This window comes from Photobacterium piscicola, assembly GCF_046058925.1.
Taxonomy (GTDB): domain Bacteria; phylum Pseudomonadota; class Gammaproteobacteria; order Enterobacterales; family Vibrionaceae; genus Photobacterium; species Photobacterium piscicola.
Window position 1 is genome coordinate 76,227 of record NZ_CP175535.1, and the last position, 21,102, is coordinate 97,328.

Genomic DNA, 21,102 nt, shown 5'->3' on the forward strand with positions numbered 1-21,102 from the left:
GTTGTTTCACTATTAACAACAGATTAGGTATCATTTTACAGTCTAAAATGTGAAACTTTACATTACAAAAATTTACCTATAGCTCGCTATCTAAAAAGCGTACCGTAACAAGATAGCTTTAATTAAGGTCTACTATTATGAATGCAATGTCATCTGAACGTGCCCAACCCGGTGCTTTATCAAATCCAAATACGTTTGCTGAATATCTCACTTTTGTTTTTAAAGCAGATGCTAATCCAGAAGCGGTAACTGACGCTTTTGCGAAAATTCAGATCATTGAAAAATCCATTGGGCAAAAAGACGCAACCGCAGACCTTAGCTTTACAATTGGTGTGTCTCGCCATGGTTGGTCAACGGCTTTCCCTACAACACCAACACCAGCTTTACTTAAAGATTTTGAAGCAATGGCTGATGGCGAACGCCAATTCCCAAGCACGCCTGGTGATGTGTTTATCATGATTAAATCTGAACGTATGGATTTAAACTACCAAGCGGCTAAATATTTAGCGTTAGCATTTGCAGATGTGGCAACATTAATTGAAGATATTCAAGGTTTTAAATACCTTGATAGCCGCGATATGATTGATTTTGTTGATGGTACTGAAAACCCTAAAAATGAATCTCGCATGAAAGCGGTATTAGTGGTTGATGATCTTGATATTCACCAAGGTGGTAGTTACTTAACGGTTCAACGTTATATTGACCGTCAAGGCTTATGGGACAAGCAATCGACTGAATACCAAGAACAAGTTGTTGGTCGTACTAAACTTGATGATATTGAACTTGACGATGATGTGAAGCCTGTATGGGCACACAACAACAAGAGTAAGGTTATCGTTGATGATAAAGAAATCAAAATGCTACGCCAAAATCGTCCTTACGGCAATGCTATGGAACATGGCACCATGTTTATTGGCTTAACGGCATCGCCTGTTACAATGAGCACTTCATTACAACAAATGATCAATGCTGACAGTAATGGCCATTACGACCGTTTACTTGATTTTGTTGAAGCGAAAACAGGTACAAACTACTTTATCGTTTCGCAAACATTGCTAGATACTTTTGCTGACTAAGCTATTTAATTATTAGTCACTTTTGCAGCCCATTGTCGTTTATCGCCAATGGGCTGATTAGGTTATTCCCTTAAAATCAGCACAATAAATCACTATAAGCCAACATAAGTAAATCTTTGTTAGCACTAACTCATTGAATCTATTAACGCTCAATTTTTTTTACAGAATAATGGCTTGCTTCCTAACAATTTCTGTTGTCCCCTATAGACTTATTTATTATTAGCGCTTTTTTATCTCGTATATGAAAAAGCATTTTCTCTGGGGGCAAGTAATGTACAACACCCTTTTTACCCGCGTCTCACTCGCTGCAGTTATTGCTGTTATTGCGGGTTGTAGTTCAACACCACCACCACCAAAACCAGCACCTGATTACAGCTTTAAAACAGTAGCCAAAAAATTTATCGCTGCTGATAACTCACGCAGTAATGGTGTTGTTGTTGATAAAGGTATGTTTTATCCGAAAGAAACCTTTTCTTATAGCTACCGTTATTGCTCTAATAGCGATCAACAAGCACAACAGGATATGGCACAATTTAATCAATTGGCAGCCAAAACTTGTTCAATTAATAAAGGTTCACTGGTTAATTTAGATACTGGCACATGGTGTGTTCAACATCCAAATACTGATCAAGAAACGCCCCTCTTTGCTGCACGCATTTCTTCCATTGATCTGTGGGCCGATATCTGTTCTGGCGGTCCTTTTGTGACGATGCGTATTATTGAAAACCGTGATATTCCACAATCAGCATGGGTAGATGGTGCAACGTTATTAGGCTACCAACCTTATTCAGTGCATCGTACATTAATGAGCTCTAAAGCCATTGAGCAACTTGATGATGCCTCTCCAGCACCAGCAGAAGAAGCATGGACAGAAGAGACAGCCTTTATTACCTCTCATGTAGGTGAGAGTGTCTGTATATATAAAAAATCGAAAGACGATGCTTACGGTGTGACGTATAAAGGCACGATTGAAAGCGTAAAAGATGGCCGTGTGCGTGTACTTGCAACACGTAAGATTAAAGGTGATGTTCGTATTGCGCCAATATCAACACCATTGCCATGGCACAAACAAGCCATTATAGAAGCTGATGCTAAATCTTGGTTCATCTGTCAATAAAAATTAGCTTAATTATCAATTAATTAGCTTTTAAAGTACCAAAATAATAGCGGCTGCATTTAATCAATAAATGCAGCCGCTATTTTGTATTCTATGGTTATGTATTGATATATTTAATCAATTTACACTATAAATTGATTAAAAAATGCCAAAGTTTCACACAAAGCTTGATTACGTATTGTATCTTTTTCCATTAAAATTTCATGGCGCGCATTACGTATGACTTTCATATGACAATGTTTACTCTGACCACAAAACCGATGATGACTATTATTATCAACAATCGTGTCATTACCAGCTTGCAATAATAGTACTGGGATCTCTATTTTTTCAACGTCACGAATACAATGATCTGCCGCTTCAATTGCTTGCCATAACCAGCGAGGGCTTGGACCACCAATCCGTAATTCTGGATGGAGCTGATATAAATGCTTAGCCCAAACATAGCGTAATTTACTTTGACACAAGGCGTTATTTTCAAATGGCTCTTCATGGTATGGCTTTTGCCCTAGCACATACGATGGCTCATGTTGATAATGTTCCATGATCTTGGCAATGGATGATGCCACCAGCTTTAACGGTACTGGCATATGAATGCCAAACATCGGCGCATTCAGTACTACCGCATCAAATTGGCTATTATATTTTTCTAAATAAAGCGTGGTGATTGCACCACCCATTGAATGAGCCAATAAAAAGCGGTGTTGGTATGTTTTTTCTTTATCTACAACTATAGTGACAAAATCATTTAAATCATCAACATAATCATCAAAATCATCAACATGCCCTAATTCAGGATCTGTCGTTAACCGCCCAGAAGCACCTTGGCCTCGATGATCATAGCCATAAACATCATAACCTTGTCGTGAAAATTCAAAGAAAATTTCTTGGTACTTCCAAAAGCTTTCATTGCGTCCATTTACAATCACAATACAACGGGTATTTATGGGGTTAGTTACGCTAATCCACTGAATCTGAACGCCATCTTTACCACTAAATGCACTTTGCTTGCGATGTAACCACATACTATGAACGTCATTTTCCATTAACTGTGTAAACACCGACTCCTTGGTTGAAAATTCAACATTACTCTGGTTCATTTATTAGCAACTTCTTAGTAAAAGCTCCTCAAATATGTCATGGCATACTGGCATCATTTGAATATCAACATTAAGCATATTTCATTAAATCTACGTTCTCTGTGTCATGCTTATAGTCTGTTTTATAAGGAGCATCTTTGATATTAATATGACGACCAACAGTATTTAAAAAATATTTACCTGATTGATACCCTAAGTGATAATCCATATCAAGTGATGCCAAATCACTGCCGATCATTTTTGAACTCAATGGCTTTTGCGGATGAATTTCAAAAATAGTAACGTCATCTGGCGGATTGCTTAAAAATTCTTGGGTTTTACGGTAATTATCTTCGTGCTCTAACAACATTTCAATCATACCCGCCGCTTTAGAATGCCCCAAAGCACGACGAATATTTGTCATCCAACAATGATCAAATGATGTATCTATTGGTACGGTTCGTATTACAACAATATGACGATAACCACGTTCATATGCCTCTTGCACAGGGATCGGAGCACATAATCCCCCATCAACCCAAAATTCATTTTGAGAAAATATAGGCTGTTTATTTAACACAGGCACGGCACAAGATGCTTTTAATGCCAGCGACCAGTTATCACTGTTTAAGTTAAAATATGCCGCTTGGTGGCTTGTAGTACCACTTGCTGAGGCTAAGACTGTACGCGAACGCATATTTTCACGCCCTTGTTGCCAATCAAGCTCAAAACTGGTCTGCGTTTGCTTCATTAACCAATCAAGATCTAACCCTTCACGGCCAAAAATAAAACGATAAACATCAAAAAAATGATGGTCTGTTGTTGCTTGAGTGATCACTTTATATGCATGTTTATATTGACCGCAGATATACGATGCTAAATTCAGTGATCCAGCTGATGTGCCCACCATCAACGAAAATGGATTAAAATCAGCTTCTAAAAAAGCATCTAAGACACCGGCAGTAAAAATACCACGCTGGCCTCCGCCTTCAGTAACCAATGCTATTTTAGAAATGTCGCTTGAATCGAAGGAAAATCCGTCAATATTTTGTACTGCATAAGAGATGTGTTTACCATTCATAACATTATTACTTTTTTGTGGGCATTTGTCATACAAATTAATTTAGGAAGTGGTCAGTATAATCACTGTTGCGTTAAGTATAAATTACTCAAAATAATAACTGATATTCTAAATATGAGCCGCTTGACTCGCCATGAATAAGCCCAGCTATATAATTATTCAGTCATATAGGGTAAAAATATTTTATGGACGTCGACCCTTGCTTTTAGCTTTGCGGCTAATAAGTAAAGTCCACCTAATTTACGGTGTAGAAAAATAGCGTCAGCGGGTGGCGTATGCCAATATCCTTGCTTCATGCTTAACTGCTGACCCGCGTCTCGAATACGGTGCACCATATCGGATCGGCCAAAATCATACACACCTTGATATTTTAGCGGCTCACATGCTTCTAAACACAGAGCTAATAATGCCTGTTGTGCTTGAGGTTCTATTGGTTGAGAGAAAAAACCAATTTGTTTTAATGCGGCTAACATTTGCGGTTGATCATCCATTACCGCCCCCGCCATTAACTGACGATACCCTTCTGCAATAATGATTGGATAAACGCGTGTTGCTCCAAAATCAAGCAACACTAATTGTTGAGTATCAAGATCGTAACGATAATTAGCAAAATTAGGATCTGTCTGTACCAATCTAAATTCAAACACCTCTCGAAACAGAAGATTAAAGGCCAATTCGATAACACGATCACGCACAGCTTGTGGTTGCTGTACCAATGCCTCAACCTCTATTCCTCCAACAAAAGTCATTGCAAGAATATGTTGGGTTGTTAAATCATCAACAATCTCAGGTAATACGTAACGTGCATCTGAGGCTAATAATTGACGATATTGCTTTACATATTGCGCTTCAAGTAAATAGTCAGCTTCAGCATGAAGTTGCTTTTTAGCTTCGTTTAATAATTCAGATACATCTATCTGTTTGGGAACTAAGCCACTAATATTCAATAACGTCGCCACGTTATTCACATCACTATCGATACTTTTATTAATGCCTGGGTATTGAATTTTTAGTGCCAATAAACGCCCATCCTGGGTTGTTGCTTGATGCACCTGCCCTATAGAGGCGGCAGCAATAGGATAAAAAGAGAACTGACTAAACTGCTGTTGCCAATCATTTCCCCATTGTTGCTCTAGAGAATGATTTAATTGACTGATCGGCATCGGTTTCGCATTGGCTTGTAAGCGCGACAATAATTCGGTTAATTGGGGGGGTAATAAGTCGCCACTATCCATTGATAATAACTGACCAACTTTCATCGCGGCACCACGCAAATCGGCTAATTGATCAGCAACACGTTTTACGTTATTTGGCGTTAAAATCAAGTCGCTGATATGTGGTCGATGCCCAGTTGCAAGTTGCTTTGCTCCCTCTGCAACCATGCCTGAAGCGACTCGCGTAGCTAATGAACCCAGTTTAGCTAAGCGAGATAAGCGACTACTTGGTACTTTTGAATATTGCTTTTTATCATTCATTTAACGGCTCTTTACTTTGAGTAACTGTCTTTGTTTTATCGTTCATTACTATTATTAATAATATCACAGAAGACATTATCGAAATTCGACACAAAATGGTGATAAACAGCCAAAAAAAAGCCGATAGAGCCAGCTACAAATAGCTCACCTTATCGGCCGTTTCTAACAGAGTAAATTAATCGTATTCAGGCTCGTTACGATTTTTAAAATTCACTAAAAGACCGAGTACTAATACCACGACGGTTACAATTAAAATTGATTGGAACACATGGTGATATTGTGTAGCTGAAGCAATTAAATCTACAGTATTGGTAGCTTGTGTACCTGTTGATGTCAATTCTGCGATATTTGCTGCTAAATAGTTAGCGACTGAGCCACCCATTAACATATAGATACCTGCAACTGTACCCGTAGCACCTTGAGGGTTCATACGTGTAATCGCAGATAAGGCCACAGGGTCAATAAATAACTCAGCAATACCAATTAAGAATAGACCAATAAATAGCCATAAGAATGTTGTGTGACCACTTACCATGGCTAATTTAGATGATAACGTAATCAAGCTAAATCCAGCCGTTAGTAGAAACAGACCCATATTCAATTTAGTTAGAGTACGGACTGAAATTTGACGAGCAGCTAATACTTTCCATAGCCACGCCACAGCAATACCACCCACGATAACCGCAACAGGGTTTACTGATTGGAAAAACGCGGTTGGAATATGGTATCCAAAGATATCGGTATCAATATTACGTTCAATAAACAAGCTGATAGAACTACCACCCTGCTGATCAAATGCCCAAAACACCATACCAAATAACATAAAGTAAATAATCGCATTTAATTTCTTACGATCTTCGGTACTACTCTTACGATATAAGCGAAACATTTGTAATGCAGAGAAAGCTAAAACAACAGCAAGAATATAACCCGCAAGTAAATCTTGTAACACAAAAACTAAACCCGCAGCACACACAATGACGCCAAGAATAATCAATTGCCAATGGCTAAATCCTGCAGTCTTTTTACGCAATGCTGGTAGATTTGCTTTTTGCACATGAGCGAAGTGTTTACGACCAGTACTAAAGATAATCAAACCAATAAGCATGCCAATACCTGCTAAGGCAAAACCGACGTTCCAGCCCCAACGGCTCGCAGCATAACCACAGAATATCGGCGCTAATGCCGAACCAACGTTGCCACCAATATAAGAAATAGAGAATCCAGACTCACGTGCATCTTCATGGTCTTTATATAACTCACCCAATAGACAGCTTGAGTTAGTTTTAAAAAAACCATAACCACAAATGATCAATGCTAATGCTGCATAAAGCATCGTATTGTCATGGCTTGGAATACTTAGCACGGCGTGCCCAGCAACCATTAATGAACCACCAATAATAACTGACCAATAGTTACCTAAATAACGGTCAGCTAAATAGCCACCTAAAATAGGGGTAACATAAACTAGTGACGTATAAGCACCATAAAGGGCATACGCATGGTCGTCAGACATTAAAAGTTTTTGAGTTAAAAAGAGGATTAATAACGACCGCATGCCGTAATAACTAAAGAATTCCCACATCTGTATCGCAATGAGGTGAAAAAGCCCTTTAGGCTGAGAGGATAATTGCATATTGTTTCCTAATAAAGGGGCCATATAGGCTAACGGTAATAATTGTTATTTGATTTGAAATACCGTTGGTATTTAATACTGAAAATACACTGAACATCTGCAAGCTCAAGCTTAATCTTGCTCCATATTTAGTATCTTAATTTTCATATAAATAAAACGAACATTATTGTATATAAAAAACGGCAATCGATTATATACCATTTAGCGATATTATCTACTTATAGTTACATTATTGCAACCAATATCACATAAAAAACCACACAGAGCTCAAGATGTGCATATTTATTCATTTATGACGATATAAAAAAAGCCGTTAAATGATTTATTGAAACATCAACAAATCATTTAACGGCTTTTATTTATTACCAACTTATAACAATAAAAATTATAGCGTTAAATCCAATTCATTATGTATTAAGACAATACATTGCGAAGCGAACAACATTTTAGGCCCTATGTAGTGGTACATTAAATTTGGCCACCTACTCAGAGGTGATATCATCACCTCATAACATGGATAGGTGACATTATGACAAAGCGTACAAGACGATTATTTAGTGCTGAATTTAAGCTTGAAGCAGCACAATTAGTTCTAGAACAAAATTACTCAGTAACAGAAGCAGCCCAAGCAATGAACGTGGGTAAATCTACGATGGATAAGTGGGTTCGACAGCTTAAAGAGGAGCGCCAAGGAAAAGCTCCCAAAGCATCACCAATGACGCCTGAACAAATTGAAATACGAGAATTAAAAAAGAAGTTAGCGACACTTGAAGAGCATAATGAAATATTAAAAAAAGCCACCGCTCTCTTGATGTCAGACTCATTGAACAATTCTCGTTAATCGAGAAACTCAAGAAGAGCCACAGCATAACAACGTTATGCAAAGTATTAGGTGTTCATCGCAGTAGCTATAAATATTGGCAGAGACGGCCAAAGTTTATTTCTATTGAATTGATTAAACTTCGTTGTTTAATCAAAGAGGTACATGCAGCTAGCAATGGTTCTGCTGGGGCTAGAAGTATTGCCGGTATGGTTACTGCTCAAGGCATCGCCTTGAGCCGATATCGTGCATCTAAGCTAATGAAAGGCCTTAATCTTGTTAGTTGCCAATCGCCGAAACATCGATACCGTAAAGTAAAACAGGAACATATTGCGATTCCTAATCACCTTGATCGTCAATTTGCGGTTACATCACCAAATCAAGTTTGGGTCGGTGATGTGACCTATGTTTGGACTGGAAATCGTTGGATGTATCTTGCTGTAGTTATCGATCTATTTTCGAGAAAACCTGTTGGTTGGGCGATGTCTCTATCGCCTGATAGTCGATTAACAGGTAAAGCACTTCTGATGGCTTATGAATCACGAGATAAACCTAAAGAGGTTATGTTCCACAGCGATCAAGGTAGTCATTATACAAGTCGCTACTATCGACAATTATTATGGCGATGCCAGATTAAACAAAGTTTATCTCGTCGGGGAAATTGTTGGGATAACGCACCAATGGAACGTTTCTTTAGAAGTTTAAAAACAGAATGGGTTCCAAATGTTGGCTATCGTAGTTTTGCTGAAGCAAAACACGAAATCACTCGATATATTATTGGCTATTACAGCCAATTAAGGCCTCACCAATATAATGGCGGATTAACCCCTAATGAATCTGAACGATTATATTGGTTAACCTCTAAAACTGTGGCCAGTATTTGTTGACCACTACACTAAGCTTATTTTTTCTGCACCTAAGCGTTTTAAGCTATTAAAGCTTTTCTTTGGCATTGGCATATGATCAGTCAATAAAAAACAAGGATTTGAAGCCAACTCTATATCGCGTATAAAATCACCTTTTTTATCGAGCATATATAACTGATAGTCTTCTGCTAGCTCAGTCACTAATTTTTCAAAACTAATGGTTCGAACGACAATGCCAGGCTCAACATTACGTTGTTGTTCTTTTGCCATGCCTAACGATTTATCTAAAGCATGAGCAATTTTATCAAGCCAAGCTTGCTCATGAAACCCAGATAAATTAGTGATGTCATTAGAGCTAAAGCTAATCGTGCGAGAAAAATCTTGAGTACTTTCTAGTACTAAATGCACCATAATATCTTCGCGGTGCGACTGTGCTACAAAAATAGCATTCATCAAAACGTGAGCTAAAATCTCAGTGTGAGCATCTTGTCCAACTGATGCTAATAATAGCTTACTATCTGTTGGAGCAGAACGGGCTCGTAATACAAAAGCGCGCATAATCAATATCCTAGCAGTTTAAATTTTTCTCATTAATTATCATCTATAGATAATTAACGATAGATTGCCGTTATTATCCTAGGTTTTACAGTCGATGTAACCTTAAATTATAAAATCAGCAAAAGAATAACGATTAGTCGCTATTATTAATAGAGATTAGGAGGACATTATGAAATTAATCATATTCTATGACAGTAGTTGCCCACTCTGTATTGAGGAAATGCGTCAATTACAAAAGCACAATAATCAACAACAACTTTCTTTTGAGGATATTCTTGCCTCTGATTTTAACCAACGTTTCCCTTATATAAGTATTACTGACGCTTCAACAGTATTACATGGGTTATATTTTCCTGAACCGCAACAATCACCACAATTATTACTTGGGCTCGATGTTACTTACCTAGCTTGGAGGTCTATAGGAAAGAAGAGATGGATAGCATTACTGCGTTGGCCTATTATTCGTTTTTTTGCAGATAAATGTTATTTGTTTTTCGCCCGTAATCGCTACAAAATCTCTTATTTATTTACGGGAAAATCACGCTGTAAAAATTGCAAAATAGATTAATGTCGCTGGCGGCGGCAACGTTCAGAGCAATATTTAACGTCATTCCAGCACCGTTGCCATTTTTTCCGCCATGAAAAAGGACGTTTGCATACGATACACATTTTTTGTGGTAACGCTGATTTCTTCATAAAATACCACCATATTTATTAAGATCCTACCACGCTCACAAAACACCGTGAACATCATATTAATTCTCTTGTTAATAACAATAAATAATGAAATATTTCCCTCATCATGAATGGTCACATTTATCTGCTTATCATTAATCATTTAACTGAACAAATAATAAGCAAAATAATAGTTAACCGCCATTCTCAATAATATATTCTTCAGGATGAATATAATGAATATTGTTGATCGCTTTATAAATTACACTCGTATTAATACCACGACAAATCGTGAAAATGGCGCTGCTGGTATTATGCCGTCTTCACGAGGACAAATGGAATTAGCTAAAATAATCACAGCTGAATTAACCCAACTAGGATTACAAGATATTGTCTTACGTGAGAGTGCAATTGTTACAGCAACATTGCCAAGTAATAGTACAAAACACATTCCTACCGTAGCTTTCTTTGGCCATTTAGACACCAGTGCTGAACAAAACAATGATACTCATGCTCATATCGTTCACTATACTGGCGGCGATATTGTTCTTAACCCCGCATTAAATATCGTACTGAAACAAGCTGAATTTCCTGAACTTAGCCAATATCAAAACCAAGATATTATCGTCACCGACGGTACCAGTTTATTAGGCGCAGATGACAAAGCCGCTATTGCAGCCATTATGCATGCGTTAACAGTGCTCATTGCCAACCCTGATATTGAACATGGTGATGTTAAAGTTGCATTTGTTCCTGATGAAGAACAAGGCCTTCGTGGCGCAAAAGCCTTTGATGTTGACACTTTTGGGGCTGATTTTGGTTACACCTTAGATTGTTGCGGCATTGGTGAGTTTGTTGATGAAAACTGGAACGCAGGGGATGTTGTCATCACGTTTACAGGTCAATCTGCACACCCAATGTCGGCTAAAGGTAAGCTTAAGAATTCATTATTAATGGCGCATAAGTTTATTGCTATGTTGCCCGCAGGAGAAGCCCCAGAATACACTGATGGCCGTGAAGGTTACTATTGGGTCAAAGACATGAGTGGTAACAGTGCCAAAACGGTATTGAAAATGGATGTAAGAGATTTTACTCAACACGGCTATCAACAACGCATGCAATTTCTAGCTACACTAGCGAGTAACTGCCAAACGTTGTGGGGAGAACAAGCAGTTTCAATCACTCTTGCTGATCGCTATCAAAATGTGGCGAATAGTTTACAAGGTAATGCCAGTTTTCCGATTGAAATCGCTAAACAAGCTTATGATCGCAATAACATTGTAATGAAAACAACCCCAATGCGCGGTGGTTATGATGGTGCGGTGTTATCTCAAAAAGGTCTACCTTGCCCAAATATTTTTACGGGGGCGCACAACTTCCACTCTATTTATGAGTATTTACCCGTACCTTCATTACAAGCGGCAAGTGATGTGGTTGTTGATGTGATCCGTATTACTGCGGATCAGTATGGAAGGTAGGGACGAGGTTTCGAGGTTTCGAGGTTTCGAGGTTTCGAGGTTTCGAGGTTTCGAGGTTTCGAGGTTTCGAGGTTTCGAGGTTTCGAGGTTTCGAGGTTTCGAGGTTTCGAGGTTTCGAGGTTTCGAGGTTTCGAGGTTTCGAGGTTTCGAGGTTTCGAGGTTTCGAGGTTTCGAGGTTTCGAGGTTTCGAGGTTTCGAGGTTTCGAGGTTTCGAGGTTAATAATATGCCATTCTAATAATAAGCACATCACTTATATTGATTATTTTTACTTACGTTATATATAAATAAAACAAATAAAAAACGGGCGAGTTACTGAGTAACTCGCCCGTTATAATTTTTGATTACGCTACGATTAACGTAGGATCATTTGCTCACGCTCAGGACCTACTGATACCATCTTCACTGGCACACCCATTAGTTCTTCAATACGAAGTACATATTGCTGTGCACCTTCTGGTAGTTCGTCAAAATGACGGCAACCAGTGATATCTTCATCCCAACCCATCATTTGCTCGTAAACTGCTGTTAGTGATGCAGTTTGAGGCCAAATTGGGTTTTCAGTATGATCACCGTTGTAAGCAACACAGATCTTAAGATCTTTCATGCCACTTAAGCAGTCAATCTTAGTTAATGCGATTTCTGTTGCTGCTTGTAATTCAATACCATTACGTGTTGCAACTGCATCAAAGTAACCCATATCACGTGGGCGACCTGTTGTTGCACCGAATTCTTTTGCATCTTCACGGAATTGGTCTTGATCTTCCATTGCAGTGATCAATGTACCAGTACCTACTGAAGAGCTGAATGATTTAGCAACCGCGATAACACGCTCAGGGTGAAGCGCAGGTAAACCACTACCGATACCAGCATAAGCTGCTGTTACGTTAGATGATGTAGTCCATGGGTATTCACCGTAAACTAAGTCACGACCAGCACCTAGCTGTGCTTCAAACAATAATGTTTTATCTTCTTTTTGTAATGCTTTTAGTGGCTCAGTAACGTTACAAATGCTGTCACGCCAAGGTTGAGACACTTCAAGAAGCCATTCTGTCATTTCTTCGGCTGTTTGCGTGAACTCCATTGAAGGATATAACGCTTTAAGCTGTGGCAATTTCCAATCCATCATGAATTGAATACGCTCAAGTAATACTTCTGGCTGCTTTAACCAACCAACAAGAATACCTTTCTTCATTACACGGTCGCCATATGCAGGTGCAATACCTTGACGAGTTGAACCATAAGCACCATCACCTAGACGTTGTTCTTCTAGGGTATCTTCTAGTGCGTGTAATGGTAGACATAGTGTTGCACGATCAGAGATGCAAAGTTTAACTTCAACACCTGATGTTGCTACTTCTTCAATTTCTAGGCTTAATTTCTCTGGGCTGATAACCATACCAGGGCCTAAAACAGCAATACAATCGGGGTTAAATACGCCGCTTGGTAATTGGTGTAGTTTAAAAGTACCAAAATCGTTAACAACAGTGTGACCTGCGTTATTACCACCTTGGAAACGAATACTCGCTGAAGCTTGGTCTGCTAAATAATCAACAATACGACCTTTACCTTCATCACCCCAGTTAGCACCAACAACAACAATAGACGACATAATTTTAACTCCTCAAAAGCGATGACGTTATCCTATGCTCAATAGCCCAATAAAAATAATCAATAATCGTTATTAACTTGATAAGAATCTCTTATATAGCGTACATTAGTTATTGTCTTTACTTAGGTAATGTTACTAGCCGTAATAGTGTCTCCCCCCAACTAAGAAGGTAAAAATGATAGATTTGCATTGGCTTAATACATTCGTTGCACTTTCTAAGCATCAGCATTTTGGAAAGACAGCCGCCGCGCTTCATATGACCCAACCTAATGTCAGCCTTCATATAAAACAATTAGAGCAGACTACACGAGTAAAATTAATTGAAAGAAATCCGTTTCGTTTAACACAAGCAGGAGAACGATTACTTAAAAGTGCTGAAAACACCTTAATGGAACTGCAAATTTGCCAAGCAGATCTAAATGCAATCAATGAGTTAAACCAAGGTACACTTACCATTGCTGCTAGTGATATTATCTCACGCTTATTGCTTATCAGTCCTTTTCAAGCCTTTAAAAAAGAATACCCAGGCATTGATCTTTCTCTTTTTAATACCACTTCGTCCCAAGCAACAGAATTAGTAAAAAGTGCTAAAGCAGATTTGGGGTTTGTTATCGCTCAAAAAGAAAGCCAACCTTTACATTTTATGGAATTACGCCAAGTTAAGTGGTGTGCTTTAGGGAATGGATTAGAACGCTGGCAACGATTATCGCAAGATCCTGAAGCAATAATTGAACATCAACCACTTGCGGCAGATGAGCCAACCTTAATTTTATTAGGCCATGATACCCGTACTCGTGAATTGATTGATTTAGCATTGCCAAGTTTACAGCTCGCTAAATACCATGTGATGGAAGTTGGCAGTGTTGATGCTCAAATTGACTGGGCTGAAGCTGGATTTGGAGTAGCAATTGTTCCCAGTTTTTCATTGCATTCTAAATTACATTTAAAAACCACGATCACACCACTGCCACACTTTCCGACGACCAGTTTGGGCTATATTGTGCGCCAGAATCAAGTGTTATCACGGGCAATCAAGCAGTTATTACGCTGGGTTGATGATGAAATTCAACGTTCACAATAACATGTTACTTTATAAACAGTAATCAGCTTTATAAGTAATAATCGTTAGATAAAAAAATACCCTGATGGCCATTTTAAAATAAAAAAGACGTCAGGGCATTTTCTTAAAAATTAATTATCATCGTTTTGTTTCAGGGTATAAGCATCTGCTAAATCACCTGTAATACGCTGGCCTTTTTGATCAAGCCGGAAAATACGATGCTCACCTACAAAATACTTCACAGATTTGTTACTGGTAAGGTTTAATGTGATGGTATCACCACGATCATTCCACTTAAACTTACCTTCATTAACAAATGGTTTCGTCTCTTTACCTTGATAGGTTTCATTTAGAACAAACGTACCATCTTTATTTAACGTTAAGCTCGTTTCAATACCAGAACAGTCACCACAAGGTTGAATACCAGTATATTCGCCCATCCAATCTAATGAGTTCTGTGCATTATGTGCTTCAGTTTGTTGAGCAGCTGCATCACTAGCACCATCTTTCGCTTGATCACAACCGGCAAGTGCAATTATAAACATCGCAGCGACTAAATATTTTTTTTTCACCTTAGACTCCTTGTGAAAAAAGAATAACCGAGCATTAGTTCATAACACTCGGCTTCTTAACATATAAATTAATACTATAAATGAATTAATTTGTTAAATCAGTTACTTTTTTCTCTGCTGAATCAACAGATTTATCCATCATATCAGCGGCATCACTCGCTGCTGCTTCTGTTTTATCTTTTACTGCCGTCGCGGTGTCAGCAGCATCTGAAGCTGCATTATTCATTGCATCTTTAGCACTGTCAGCAGCATCTTTTGATGCATCCATTGCATCAGATGCCGTATCTTCTGCACTTGTTTGCAATTCAGATGCTTTATTTTCAATGCTTGCAGCCGAATCTGATACTGCTTGCTTAGAATCAGTGATTGCTGCATCAGAGCTATCTACTGCGCCATTCTTCATCTCTTTTACTTTATCAACCGCATCGTTAACGGTATTTTTCACAGCATCAGCAGAATCATTTAACGCTTGTTTTGTTGAATCAAGCGCTGCATCTGTTGTGGTAACAGCACTATCTTTAACTTGTACCGCTGTTGCTTTTACTGAAGCCGCAGATTCTTTTGCCGAATCTTGGCTTGCTTGATCACAACCAACAAGCACTAAACCCGCAATAGCGATAGCAATAATACTTTTTTTCATATCAACTCCTGTAAAATCCACATTAAAATATAACCTTAACAGTATCCACGATTAGTATGAAAAACATATCTAGTTAACGTCATGTCAAAGTCAATAATAGGTCATTTTTTTTCATTCTGCGGTATTTAATCTGTTTTATTTATAAAAATAAAATCATAAAAGTGAGAAATTATATTCATCTTTATTAATATTAATGATAAATTTTCAAAAACACTTGATAAGATCACATCTTGACAATAAAGAATCAAAAAAACAACAGGTTGTTTATTTTGCACTCTATTTTTTAATTATTATATTCAAGATTAATTCTATTTAAAGCATCGTTATAAAATTAGAATAATAACCTCTAATGCATTATTAATAACGACCAAACCTTAAAGTCCACACGAAATAAACTCATAAGCATCATCACCAAATAATGCGCATGTTGTTTTTACAAATACAACTTGCGCACCAACCGGACAATATAATCCATCATTAATCTTAAGATTAATCATACTATTTGTTTGCTCTGACATAACCTGCAAATGAAGCGGATCTTGCTTCTGAAAGAAATCAATATTGGTATCAATAACTCGCCCGATGGCTGTCTCTGTTTTATATGTCCGTCCTGCAACACTAATTAATAAAAGTGTAAGTAGAAACAAAGATACGCCTAACATCAGACTAACCTTCTGTGAAAAACGCATACAATCTCCACTTACTAACGAGACACAAATCACAAATAATTCACAACCATATTACAATGATAGCTTTGTCATTTACAAGTAAAATCACTGCAATTCTACAGTCAAGAAACCTTGGGCGGAAAATGAATAACCTTGCCTTCAGCTGTTAAGATATCAATCATTAATGGTGTACCATATTGATCGAGGAACAATTCACCAATTGCACTTTGATTAATTAATCTATGGTGTCCTTCAGTATCGGGATCTCGCTTCTCTATCAATAACCGCTTACGTTTAGTGAACCAGTTAAGAGGAGAATGGGGGCTATAAAGGCATCTATCCATCCAATCACAAAAACGGAGTAATCTATTAGGAAATTCATTTTTCAATCCACTACAGGTTATTTGAAAGATCTTAAACTGCCCTTTCAAATTACGTAGCGTTATATCGTAAGCAAACGAGTAATGTACATCACCCGATAAAATGATAAACGTTGTGGGTGTTTTTGTATGAGTAAAAATACTTAATAACGTATTAGCAGAGCCTGGATGTGCCATCCAATTTTCAGCATCAACCACTAATGGCTGACCGATCAAGGTCATCATCCGTTGTAATGTTTCAATAAATTTAACCCCAAACATTGGCGCAGCAGAAACAATAATCACCGCTGATTCATGTAAAAGCTCTTGTTGAAACTCAATTAATGCCTCCCAGTCCATTAATCCTGAAGGACGATTAGCATGTGATTCAGAGCGCCAGCGTCGTGTACGGGTATCTAACACCACAACTTTAGGCACCGTCGCTATCGTATAGTGCCAATCTTCAAACCGGTAAAAATACTCCGCTAGCGCATTATGAGCCTGCGATGTCGGTTGCTCAAAGAATGTTCTAGCCAGTGTTAAACACTGAGGAGGAAATTTTTCAGGTGCATTACCCCACCCTTGGCATAACCAATAACTAATCAGAGCATTACCAATAATACGGCGTGAAAATAAATTATCATGAGCTGCCTTTTCCCAACCTCGATTAAGCTGAAAATCATCGGTAATATCATGATCATCAAAAATCATATAGGTTGGAATATGAGCCATTAATCGACGTACATTCTTTAGCCCCATAACAAAATCATCAATAATCGGCGCTTCATGTTGCCATGTTTGCTGCCATTTCAGTGATACTGCAACCCCCGCATTACAATAGCCATTGCGCACAAAACGGTCACGATCGACAAACGACCATAATGTTGGTGACCATACCAACAAATACATCGCAAAAAATTCACTGAAGCTCATTAAATGATTTTCACATTCGCGAGAACTAAAAATAGGGGTTGTTGTTGTCGGTAAACAACGTCGCCACCAACTTTCATCATTAACATAATGCGGTAATAATTTATCACGGCCATAAATATTATGGGGATGCTGATACAACGCGGTAGTATCTGCAATTGGCGCTTGTTCAAACGTCTCATCAGGTAAGCCTAACAATGCTGTTACCTGTTCAATCGCATCCAACATTGGCCCTGCAACATGATCGGCATAAATTTGATCGCCACTCATCATTAATAAGCTCGGACGTTCACTCAAGGCTAGCGTACTTACTTTATGATCAGCCGCAACTAAACTGTCTTTGCTCGGATAATGTGGGTTACGGCAAGAGCCATGTAATACATAGTCTGCTCGCTGTTGAATCATGACACTTAATCGTGATTCATCACCGTATAATAAATCAGGCACCAGATCAGTTAACAAACCTTCGGATGTTGTCACCTGATATTCAAGTGGCATATCTTGTGGAAAATCACCATTAAAATGGGCAAGTACAACCCATGCATGCTTACCAATTTGAATTTGATGCGCTAAATCAAATTTCGCCTCATAAAAAGGCTGCTCATCTTTCCCCAGAAAAACACAAAAATCAGCATCTAATTGACGTGTCGTAACCAACCAGAGGGTTAATTCTTTCGCAGTTGCTTTGCGTAAAATTGGTCCAGCTACAATTAATGGTAAAGGCTCTTTTATCACCGTTTTTTTCATACTTTGTTCTATCATTTACAAATATAAATTCATTAGTTATGTTGGGCGAACATTGTCTTCAATTCTTGATACATCCAACGCAACACGGGACCATTACCTTGATCGCGTCGTTTTACTAACCCCATATCAATCCAAGGCGAGGTTGGAATATTTTCAATCGATAACCTCACTACACCATCTTTAAAGATTGAATAATTAAACACATGATCGGGAACAAATGCCCACCCCATATTCCTCAATACAAACGCTGTAATTGAATAATAACTATCAATATGCCAATAATTAGCAGAAAGAGCGTCAGTATGGTAATAACCCATTCGATCACAGATAAGTAATTGTCGATATTGACTGAGTTGTTGCATTGTGGGTGCAGATACTTTTGCTAAGGGATGATTTTTAGCCACAATAAGTGAAGAATTAAACTCACAAATAGGCGTAAACTCTAAACTATTAGGCAGTGTTTTACTAAAAAATAAAATACCCAAATCAGCAGTTAAATCATCAACTTGACTTGCTATATCATCTTTTGAACCACTAATAATCGTCAATTTCAATAATGGAAATTTAGCAGCAACGCGCTCAAAAAATTCTTCAAAGACGGTTGTCGGCGTCGCTTCATCCATGGCAATAGTGAGTGATACTTCCTCACCTTTGGTTAATGTTAATGCACGAGATTGCAACCGATCACATTGAGCTAACACTACTTTAGCTTCTTCATACATCTGCTCCCCTGCAAGCGTTAATACAGGTAAGCGTGCACTTCGATCAAATAAATCAAACCCTAAATCTGCCTCGAGGTTACTGATCGCTGTACTTATGCGTGATTGTGCTTTGCCTATTCGCCGAGCAGCACCTGAAAACGACCCCTGCTCTACTGATATAACAAACGCATTGAGCTGATCTAATGTCCAATCCATAACCGTTTAAACCATCCGAAAATAAGATAGATATTATCTTTGAACAATCTAAGAAACAAGGATAATACCGCTACCAATATAATGAGATATCTTATGCAATTAGCTCAGTCTCCACCGCCATCCCTCACTATCAGCCAAAATTTTTGGCGTTATGCGATTCCATCAATTGCAGCAATGCTCGTTACGGGCCTATATCAAATAGTTGATGGTATTTTTGTTGGTCACTATGTCGGTTATCAGGGCTTAGCGGCGATTAATATGGCATGGCCCATCACTTATCTGCTATCCGGCTTAGGACTAATGATTGGTATCGGCAGTGGTACACTGATCTCAATTGCACGAGGAGAACAGAACCCTCAACATGCACAACGCGCACTGGATCATGCTGTCTTTTTGATTACTATCGTCAGTGTTATTGCTTTGGGATTATTTGTTAATTTTGGTGAATCATTATTAACCATTCAAGGTGCAAATCACAATATCAAAGCATTAGCCTTACAATATGTGCAAAGCTTTGGATGGGCTGCATTTATTACTATTTTTGCCGGCGCTATGCCAATGTTAATACGTAATGATGATAGTCCCAAAATAGCCACAAGTTTATTAATTGCGGGCGCATTAACAAATATAGGCTTAGATTACCTCTTTATTGGTGTATTCAACTGGCAATTAAAAGGGGCAGCAATCGCAACTATCATTGCACAAAGCATTACAGTTATTGGCGGCATTGTGTATTTCTGTTCGGCATATTCCCCCCTTCGTATCCGTTTCACTATGATCAATATTCACTTAAGTCACTGCTGGAAAATAATCAGTCTTGGCTCATCTGTATTAATTATGTACCTTTATGCTAGCTTTGTTGTTGCATTACATAATTATCAGTTTATGCAATATGGCACAGAACTGACCGTTGGTGCATTTGCTATTGTTGGCTATATGATGACTTTATATTATTTAGTCTCTGAAGGTATTGCCGAGGGTATGCAGCCACCAGTGAGCTATTATTATGGTGCGAAACAACCGATAAATATCAAAAAAACGGCTTACTTAGCGATTAAAGTTACCATTATTGCTGGTATTACATGGTTCGCATTACTGCATAGTTTCCCTCGTACATTAATTGGGTTATTCAATAGCGATAATCCAGCACTTGCAGGTGAAGCGATCGCGGGTATTAAATTACACTTATTTGCTATGTTCTTAGATGGCTTAATTGTATTAGCAACCGTGTACTTTATGTCCGTCGACAAAGCGGGCAAAGCGTTAGCTATTTCGGTCAGTAATATGCTAGTACAACTTCCTTTTTTATACTTTTTACCACAATGGCTTGGCGTAAAAGGCGTTTGGTTATCGATGCCATTATCAACGATTCTACTCAGCTTTATCGTTATTCCTATGCTATGGTTAGATATTCGCCAGCGATGCAGAAAAAATACAACTGATATTGAACCACTATCACTTCAGCCTTAATTTTCAATACCACGTCAATATCTGTCATTGAATTATTACCATTATAATTGTTTGCCAGGTATTGCCTTTATTACTGCAATTTAAATCTATAAATAACATATATTATCAGTATGATAGTTATCTACTATATCGTTTGCAAAAAGCAAAGCAAAATAAACATTCAAAATAAAAGATAAGATAAAACCTCTTATTTATAGAAACCGCCCCTTTAATGAGACAATATATCAGCAATTGATAATCAATATCTCAAATAAAATACTATGCTATT

17 protein-coding genes and 2 pseudogenes are annotated in these 21,102 nt (G+C 38.1%); 7 read left to right on the forward strand and 12 right to left on the reverse strand.

Annotated features, from left to right (window positions below; translation table 11 throughout):
• Positions 1-137 precede the first annotated feature (137 nt).
• Both ACJZU6_RS15035 and ACJZU6_RS15040 read left to right on the forward strand, forming a co-directional pair.
• Positions 138-1,076 (forward strand): Dyp-type peroxidase, encoded by a 939-nt coding sequence (locus tag ACJZU6_RS15035; protein WP_080155666.1) that lies wholly within the window; start codon positions 138-140, stop codon positions 1,074-1,076.
• 271 nt (positions 1,077-1,347) lie between these two features.
• Positions 1,348-2,193, forward strand: coding sequence for a hypothetical protein (locus ACJZU6_RS15040; protein WP_408901292.1), 846 nt, complete (start codon positions 1,348-1,350; stop codon positions 2,191-2,193).
• A 122-nt stretch (positions 2,194-2,315) separates the two neighbouring features.
• Here the strand turns inward: ACJZU6_RS15040 and ACJZU6_RS15045 are convergent, their stop codons facing one another.
• The 4 genes from ACJZU6_RS15045 to ACJZU6_RS15060 all read right to left on the reverse strand — a co-directional run bounded on the left by ACJZU6_RS15045 (position 2,316) and on the right by ACJZU6_RS15060 (position 7,464).
• Positions 2,316-3,293, reverse strand: a complete 978-nt coding sequence (locus ACJZU6_RS15045; RefSeq protein ID WP_408901293.1) for an alpha/beta fold hydrolase — start codon at positions 3,291-3,293, stop codon at positions 2,316-2,318.
• A 70-nt stretch (positions 3,294-3,363) separates the two neighbouring features.
• Positions 3,364-4,353 carry a patatin family protein gene (locus ACJZU6_RS15050; RefSeq protein WP_327771350.1) on the reverse strand — a complete coding sequence of 330 codons (990 nt, stop codon included), beginning with the start codon at positions 4,351-4,353 and terminating at the stop codon, positions 3,364-3,366.
• 155 nt (positions 4,354-4,508) lie between these two features.
• Positions 4,509-5,828: an AarF/ABC1/UbiB kinase family protein gene (locus tag ACJZU6_RS15055; protein WP_080155662.1), complete on the reverse strand. Its 1,320-nt coding sequence runs from the start codon at positions 5,826-5,828 to the stop codon at positions 4,509-4,511.
• Positions 5,829-6,003: 175 nt separating this feature from the next.
• Positions 6,004-7,464: a peptide MFS transporter gene (locus ACJZU6_RS15060; RefSeq protein ID WP_408901294.1), complete on the reverse strand. Its 1,461-nt coding sequence runs from the start codon at positions 7,462-7,464 to the stop codon at positions 6,004-6,006.
• Between the two features lie 513 nt (positions 7,465-7,977).
• Here ACJZU6_RS15060 and ACJZU6_RS15065 point away from each other — a divergent pair.
• Positions 7,978-9,171 (forward strand): annotated as a pseudogene (locus ACJZU6_RS15065) (IS3 family transposase).
• A 9-nt stretch (positions 9,172-9,180) separates the two neighbouring features.
• Here the strand turns inward: ACJZU6_RS15065 and trmY are convergent.
• Positions 9,181-9,708: pseudogene (gene trmY / locus ACJZU6_RS15070) on the reverse strand (tRNA (pseudouridine(54)-N(1))-methyltransferase TrmY); the annotation flags it as partial.
• A gap of 169 nt (positions 9,709-9,877) precedes the next feature.
• Here trmY and ACJZU6_RS15075 point away from each other — a divergent pair.
• Positions 9,878-10,276, forward strand: coding sequence for a thiol-disulfide oxidoreductase DCC family protein (locus tag ACJZU6_RS15075; RefSeq protein ID WP_080155659.1), 399 nt, complete (start codon positions 9,878-9,880; stop codon positions 10,274-10,276).
• Here the strand turns inward: ACJZU6_RS15075 and ACJZU6_RS15080 are convergent.
• Entirely contained in the window at positions 10,273-10,404 is a 132-nt protein-coding gene (locus tag ACJZU6_RS15080) for a DUF2256 domain-containing protein (RefSeq protein WP_327779701.1), read from the reverse strand. The two genes, ACJZU6_RS15075 and ACJZU6_RS15080, sit on opposite strands and share 4 nt — an antisense overlap.
• Positions 10,405-10,619: 215 nt before the next feature.
• On the opposite strand from ACJZU6_RS15080, the gene pepT reads away from it, so the two are divergent.
• Positions 10,620-11,861, forward strand: a complete 1,242-nt coding sequence (pepT, locus tag ACJZU6_RS15085) for a peptidase T (RefSeq protein ID WP_408901295.1) — start codon at positions 10,620-10,622, stop codon at positions 11,859-11,861.
• Between the two features lie 353 nt (positions 11,862-12,214).
• Here the strand turns inward: pepT and ACJZU6_RS15090 are convergent, their stop codons facing one another.
• Complete coding sequence (locus tag ACJZU6_RS15090) at positions 12,215-13,471, reverse strand: adenylosuccinate synthase (RefSeq protein WP_080155656.1); 1,257 nt, start codon at positions 13,469-13,471, stop codon at positions 12,215-12,217.
• 175 nt (positions 13,472-13,646) lie between these two features.
• Between ACJZU6_RS15090 and ACJZU6_RS15095 the strand changes: the two genes are divergently transcribed.
• The gene (locus tag ACJZU6_RS15095) at positions 13,647-14,552 is read left to right on the forward strand and encodes a LysR family transcriptional regulator (RefSeq protein ID WP_080155655.1); all 906 of its coding nucleotides are present in this window, start codon (positions 13,647-13,649) and stop codon (positions 14,550-14,552) included.
• 110 nt (positions 14,553-14,662) lie between these two features.
• Here ACJZU6_RS15095 and ACJZU6_RS15100 read toward each other — a convergent pair whose 3' ends face one another.
• The 5 genes from ACJZU6_RS15100 to ACJZU6_RS15120 form a co-directional block, all read right to left on the reverse strand.
• A complete protein-coding gene (locus ACJZU6_RS15100; protein WP_080155654.1) occupies positions 14,663-15,103 on the reverse strand; it encodes a copper resistance protein NlpE in 441 nt (146 codons plus the stop codon).
• A gap of 85 nt (positions 15,104-15,188) precedes the next feature.
• The gene (locus ACJZU6_RS15105; RefSeq protein WP_080155653.1) at positions 15,189-15,743 is read right to left on the reverse strand and encodes a hypothetical protein; all 555 of its coding nucleotides are present in this window, start codon (positions 15,741-15,743) and stop codon (positions 15,189-15,191) included.
• A 374-nt stretch (positions 15,744-16,117) separates the two neighbouring features.
• Positions 16,118-16,432 carry a hypothetical protein gene (locus ACJZU6_RS15110; protein WP_144396131.1) on the reverse strand — a complete coding sequence of 105 codons (315 nt, stop codon included), beginning with the start codon at positions 16,430-16,432 and terminating at the stop codon, positions 16,118-16,120.
• 101 nt (positions 16,433-16,533) lie between these two features.
• On the reverse strand, positions 16,534-18,447 hold the full coding sequence (locus ACJZU6_RS15115) for an alkaline phosphatase family protein (protein ID WP_408901296.1): 1,914 nt from the start codon (positions 18,445-18,447) through the stop codon (positions 16,534-16,536).
• 32 nt (positions 18,448-18,479) lie between these two features.
• Positions 18,480-19,364 (reverse strand): LysR family transcriptional regulator, encoded by an 885-nt coding sequence (locus ACJZU6_RS15120; RefSeq protein WP_080155650.1) that lies wholly within the window; start codon positions 19,362-19,364, stop codon positions 18,480-18,482.
• 93 nt (positions 19,365-19,457) lie between these two features.
• Between ACJZU6_RS15120 and ACJZU6_RS15125 the strand changes: the two genes are divergently transcribed.
• Entirely contained in the window at positions 19,458-20,834 is a 1,377-nt protein-coding gene (locus tag ACJZU6_RS15125; RefSeq protein ID WP_080155649.1) for an MATE family efflux transporter, read from the forward strand.
• Positions 20,835-21,102: the final 268 nt, after the last annotated feature.